Consider the following 5,234-nt stretch of genomic DNA (forward strand, 5'->3'; position numbering starts at 1 on the left):
GGCCCGGCGTCTGGCCGGGCGTGGGAGGCGCGCCGACGGCGTCGACGACCTCGTTGACCAGCTCGATGTGCACGGCATCGTCGGCCCAGAACAGCGTCAGATCGACCGGGCGTGCCGGCGCTCCGTGCCGCAGCGCGTTGGTGAGCCCCTCCTGCATGATCCGGTAGGCGGCGATCTCGTGGCTCGCCCCGAGCGGCATGCGCGCGCCCGACTCGTGCACGCGCAGCTCGAGGCCCGCGCCGCGCAGCTGTTCGAACAGCGCGTCGAAGTCGACCACGGTCGGCTGCGGGGTCGAGCCTTCGTCATGACGCAGCTCGGCGAGCAGCATCCGCACCTCACCCAGCGCGTCGCGTGCGACGCCCGAGATCGTGCCGAGCGCCGTCACGGCGAGCTCGGGGCGCGTCTGAGCCGCGAACCGCGCGCCGTCGGCCTGCGCGATCACGACCGCGAGCGAGTGCGCGACGACGTCGTGCATGTCGCGCGCGATGCGATTGCGCTCCTGCTCGACGACGACGCGGTACTCGGCGATGTCGGCATCGTGGCGTGCCGCCTCCTCGCGGCGACTCGTCTCGCGACCGATGCGCATCGTGCGGGCGAGCTGACCGGAGACCCAGGAGAGGACGAGGAGCGCGAGGATGCCGGTGCCGACCGCCACCGCATTGCGCAGCTGGTCGAGCAGCTCGCCCGGCGACGAGAGGAACGCGCTGAACCACGAGAACCTGAGCTGCAGGAACACCGTCGCGATGATCGCGCCGACGATGGCCGACGCCAGGCCGAGCCAGCGGACGACCTCGCCCCCGTACGCCGCGGTGGCGTACAGCACGACGCAGATGCCGAGGTCGTAGGCCGACGGGCCGAGCCCGGCCGAGATCTGGATGAGCGCGGCCGCCCACGCGATGCCGAGCGCGAGGGCGGGTAACAGCCGGCGGAACGCGACGCCCGCGGAGGCGACCACGAGCGGCACGAGCAGGATCTTGCCGTCGTTGATCGTGAACACGAAGCAGACGAGCGCGAACGCCCCGGCGATGCCGACGTCGACCGTCAGCTGCCGTCTGGTGAGTTCACGCACGGGTCAACGCTAGAGGCGCCGGGCGCGGTCGGCGGGCAGGTGCGCCCGGAATCATCCGCTGGTCGTACGACTCAGAACCCCAGGCGGCCGAGCTGCTTCGGGTCGCTCTGCCAGTCTTTCGCGACCTTCACGTGGATCGAGAGGAACACCTTCCGGCCGAGCAGCGCCTCGATCTGCGCGCGCGCGTCGGCGCCGACCTGCTTGAGGCGCGCACCGCCGCGGCCGATGACGATCGCCTTCTGACTGTCGCGCTCGACGAAGAGGTTCGCGTAGATCTCGACGAGGTCCTTGTCGTCGCGCTCGACCATGTCGTCGATCGTGACGGCGAGCGAGTGCGGCAGCTCTTCGCGCGCCTCTTCGAGCACGGCCTCTCGAACGAACTCGCCGATGCGGTCGATCGTGGCCTCGTCGGTGAGCTGCCCCGTGGGGTACAGCTGGGGCGAGGCGGGCAGCAGCTTCACGAGCTCGTCGACGAGCTCGTCGAGCTGGCGGCCTTTGACCGCCGAGATCGGGATGATGGCGTCCCAGTCGCGCAGCTTCGAGACGGCGAGCAACTGCTCGGCGACGGCGGCCTTGCCCGCGACATCCGTCTTCGTCACGATCGCGACCTTCTTCGCGCGCGGCGCGCCCTCGATCCGCTCGACGATGAAGCGGTCGCCCGGGCCGACCTTCTCGTCGGCGGGAAAGCACATGCCGATCACGTCGACGGAGGCGAGCGTCTCTTCGACGAGGGCGTTGAGCCGCTCGCCGAGCAGGGTGCGGGGGCGATGCACGCCGGGGGTGTCGACGATCACGAGCTGCGCATCGGGGCGGTTCACGATGCCGCGGATCGCGCGGCGCGTCGTCTGCGGCTTCGACGACGTGATCGCCACCTTCTCGCCGACGAGCGCGTTGGTCAGCGTCGACTTGCCGACGTTGGGGCGGCCCACGAAGCTGACGAAGCCGGCCTTGAAGGGCGTGCTGGCGATGGTGTCACTCATCGTCATCAATGGTGGCACGCCGAACGAGCACGGTCGCGAGCCTTCCCCGGCGCCCCTGCGTGCGCTCGGCCGTGAGCTCGAGCCCGGTGACGACGGCGTGGTCGCCCGGATCGGGCAGCTTGTCGAGCGCCTTCGTGAGCAGCCCGCCGACCGAGTCGACGTCTTCGTCGTCGAGCTCGAGGTCGAACAGCTCCCCCAGCTCATCGGTCGACAGGCGGGCGCTGACGCGGAACGCCGTGCCCCCTTCGTCGAGCGGCTCCACGAGCGGCGCGCCCTTGTCGTACTCGTCGGTGATCTCGCCGACGAGCTCTTCGATGAGATCCTCCATGGTGACGAGGCCCGCGATTCCGCCGTACTCGTCGACGACGAGCGCGAGATGGTTCTTCTCAAGCTGCATCTGCCGCAGCAGAGCATCGGCCGGCTTGGACTCGGGCACGAAGACGGCAGGGCGCTGCAGGGATGCCACGGCGGCGGCATCCGCCCCGCTGGGCCGCTCGTACACAAGCCGCGCGACGTCGCGCAGGTAGAGCACGCCCGTGACGTCGTCGGGCCCGTCGCCGATCACGGGCACGCGCGAGACGCCCCGGCCGAGGAACACGCTCATCGCGGCGGCGACCGTGGCGTCGGCATCCACCGTCACCATGTCGGTGCGCGGCACCATGACCTCGCGCACGAGCCGGTCGCCGAACTCGAACACCGAGTGGATCAGCTCGGCGTCCTGCTCCTCGAGCACGTCATGCGAGGCCGCGTCATCGATCAGGTTGAGCAGCTGCTCCTCGCTGCCGACCGTCGAGCGGGCCCGCATCGGCGTCACCCGGTCGCCCAGGGCGATGAGCAGGCCCGCCACGGGCCCGAGCACGGCGCGCAGAGCGACGACGAGCGGGCGCGCGAACGCGAGCAGCCGATCGGGGTGCGCGCGGCCGACGCTGCGGGGGCTCGTGCCGACGAGCACGAAGCTCACCCCGGTCATGATGAGCGCACTCACGATGAGGGCGAGCCACCAGTGGTCGAGCACGATGACGAAGCCCAGCGTGACGAGCACCGCGGCAGTCGTCTCGGCGACGACACGCACGAAGCCGACCGCGTTCTGGTCGCGGATGTCGCCGCTGGTGACCGCGAGCGCGGACTCCAGAGCGGCGAGGAAGCCGCCGAGCGCGACGAGGAGGAACGCGCCGACGAAGAGCAGGGCAGCGAACACCCGCGCCTACCGGCGACGTTCCTGCAGCGTGAAGCCCACGAGGATGTCGCGCTGGATGCCGAACATCTCGCGCTCCTCGGCGGGGTCCGCGTGGTCGAACCCCAGAAGATGCAGGATGCCGTGCGCGGTGAGCAGCTGCAGCTCCTCCTGCATGGCGTGGCCCGCGTTCTCAGCCTGCGTCTGCGCCACCTGCGGGCAAAGGACGACGTCGCCGAGCAGCCCGGCCGGCGTGGGCTGGTCCTCGGTGCCGGGGCGCAGCTCGTCCATCGGGAAGCTCAGGACGTCGGTGGGGCCCGGTTCGTCCATCCACTGCACGTGCAGCTGCTCCATTGCGGCCTCATCGACGAGCACGATCGCGAGCTCGGCCTCCGGGCTCACGTGCATGGCGTCCAGCGCGTAGCTCGCGAGGCGCTGCAGCGCCGCCTCGTCGACCTCGATCGCCGACTCGTTGTTCACTTCAATGGTCATCGTCAGCTCTTCGGCCTTCTGGGTCGGAGGGAGGGGTCGGCGGCGCGCCGCTCGGCGCGGTTCGCGAAGTCGCGCGCCTGCTCGCGCTCGAAGTGCTTCGCCTGCTGCTTCTGGTCGTACTCGGTGTAGGCGTCGACGATGCGGCCGACGAGGCTGTGCCGCACGACGTCCTCACTCGTCAGGTACGAGAACTCGATGTCGTCGATGTCCTTGAGGACACGGGTGACGAGGCGAAGACCGGATGCCCCCGCAGGAAGGTCGATCTGCGTGACATCCCCCGTGATCACCATGTGCGAGCCGAAGCCGAGCCGCGTCAGGAACATCTTCATCTGCTCGGGCGTCGTGTTCTGCGCCTCGTCGAGCACCACGAACGACGAGTTCAGCGTGCGGCCGCGCATGTAGGCGAGCGGGGCGACCTCGATCGTGCCCGCGGCGAGCAGCTTGGGCACGAGCTCGGGGTCCATCATCTCGTTGAGCGCGTCGTAGAGCGGGCGCAGATAGGGGTCGATCTTGTCGGTGAGCGTGCCCGGCAGATAGCCGAGCCGCTCCCCCGCCTCGATGGCCGGCCGCGACAGGATGATGCGGTCGACCTCCTTGCGCTGCAGCGCCTGCACGGCCTTCGCCATCGCCAGGTAGGTCTTGCCTGTGCCCGCGGGGCCGATGCCGAACACGATGGTGTTCTCGTCGATCGCGTGCACGTAGTCGGCCTGGCCGGGGGTCATCGGCCGGATCGTCTTCCCGCGCACCTGGAGGATCGACTCGCCGAGCACCGCGCTCGGGCTGAGGCCCGCGTCGACCATCTGGCGGCCCCGGCCGACCTCGGCGGGGTGCAGGTCGTGGCCGTTCTTCACGAGGGCGATGAGCTCTTCGACGAGCGTTCGAGCGCTCGCGACCTGCGCGGGGTCGCCGACGAGGGTGAGCTCGTTCCCGCGCACGTGCACCTGCACGGCCGGGTACTGCTTCTCGAGCGTCGACAGCAGCCGGTCCTGCGGGCCGAGCAGCCGCACCATCGCGACGCCGTCGATCTCGAGGTGCGCTTCGGCATTGGCGCCTGCGCCGGGAACAGGGATGTCAGAGTTGGGCAAGAGAGCCTTCCGTCAAGCCGCCGGCGAGAACGTGCGCGTGCACGTGGAACACGGTCTGACCCGCGCCCTCGCCGGTGTTGAAGATGAGTCGGTAGTCGCCGTCGGCGAGGTCTGCGGCGAGCCGCTGCGCGGTCGCGACGAGCTCGGCGAGCAGTTCGGGGTCGCCCGCGGCGAGCTCGCCGACGTTCGCGTACTGCTCGGTCTTCGGCACGACGAGCACGTGCACGGGCGCCTGCGGGTTGATGTCTCTGAAGGCGATCAGCCGGTCGGAGTCGTAGACGACATCGGCGGGGATCTCGCCCGCGATGATGCGGGAGAAGACGGACGGGGCGCGATCGCTCATGTACTCAGTCTACGAAAGCAGGCGTCACCAGCGCCCGAGCGCGGCGTTCAGAACCGCGATCGCCGCAGGCCCCGCCGTCGACGTGCGCAGC

Annotated in this window: 6 protein-coding genes; all 6 read right to left on the minus strand. The window is 70.1% G+C overall.

Going from position 1 to position 5,234, the window contains the following annotated elements; translation table 11 throughout:
• Nucleotides 1-1,069: sensor histidine kinase (locus ACM2XV_RS11795; RefSeq protein ID WP_487027057.1), on the minus strand; the 1,069-nt coding region annotated here is incomplete at its 3' end.
• A gap of 71 nt (nt 1,070-1,140) precedes the next feature.
• On the minus strand, nt 1,141-2,055 hold the full coding sequence (era, locus tag ACM2XV_RS11800) for a GTPase Era (protein WP_487027058.1): 915 nt from the start codon (nt 2,053-2,055) through the stop codon (nt 1,141-1,143).
• Nucleotides 2,042-3,247 (minus strand): hemolysin family protein, encoded by a 1,206-nt coding sequence (locus ACM2XV_RS11805; protein WP_344777512.1) that lies wholly within the window; start codon nt 3,245-3,247, stop codon nt 2,042-2,044. Before ACM2XV_RS11805 ends, era begins: the two co-directional genes overlap by 14 nt.
• Before the next feature lie 6 nt (nt 3,248-3,253).
• On the minus strand, nt 3,254-3,715 hold the full coding sequence (gene ybeY, locus ACM2XV_RS11810; RefSeq protein ID WP_344777510.1) for an rRNA maturation RNase YbeY: 462 nt from the start codon (nt 3,713-3,715) through the stop codon (nt 3,254-3,256).
• Between the two features lie 2 nt (nt 3,716-3,717).
• Entirely contained in the window at nt 3,718-4,725 is a 1,008-nt protein-coding gene (locus ACM2XV_RS11815) for a PhoH family protein (protein WP_344778400.1), read from the minus strand.
• A 61-nt stretch (nt 4,726-4,786) separates the two neighbouring features.
• The gene (locus tag ACM2XV_RS11820) at nt 4,787-5,143 is read right to left on the minus strand and encodes a histidine triad nucleotide-binding protein (protein ID WP_344777508.1); all 357 of its coding nucleotides are present in this window, start codon (nt 5,141-5,143) and stop codon (nt 4,787-4,789) included.
• Nucleotides 5,144-5,234: the final 91 nt, after the last annotated feature.

Source organism: Gryllotalpicola sp. CP2-P1 (genome assembly GCF_057512245.1).

Coding starts and splice junctions, on each gene's coding strand:
- era (WP_487027058.1), bottom strand. CDS start 2,055: ATGACGATGAGTGACACCATCGCCAGCACGCCCTTCAAGGCCGGCTTC.
- ybeY (WP_344777510.1), bottom strand. CDS start 3,715: ATGACCATTGAAGTGAACAACGAGTCGGCGATCGAGGTCGACGAGGCG.
- ACM2XV_RS11815 (WP_344778400.1), bottom strand. CDS start 4,725: ATGGTGCGGCTGCTCGGCCCGCAGGACCGGCTGCTGTCGACGCTCGAG.
- ACM2XV_RS11820 (WP_344777508.1), bottom strand. CDS start 5,143: ATGAGCGATCGCGCCCCGTCCGTCTTCTCCCGCATCATCGCGGGCGAG.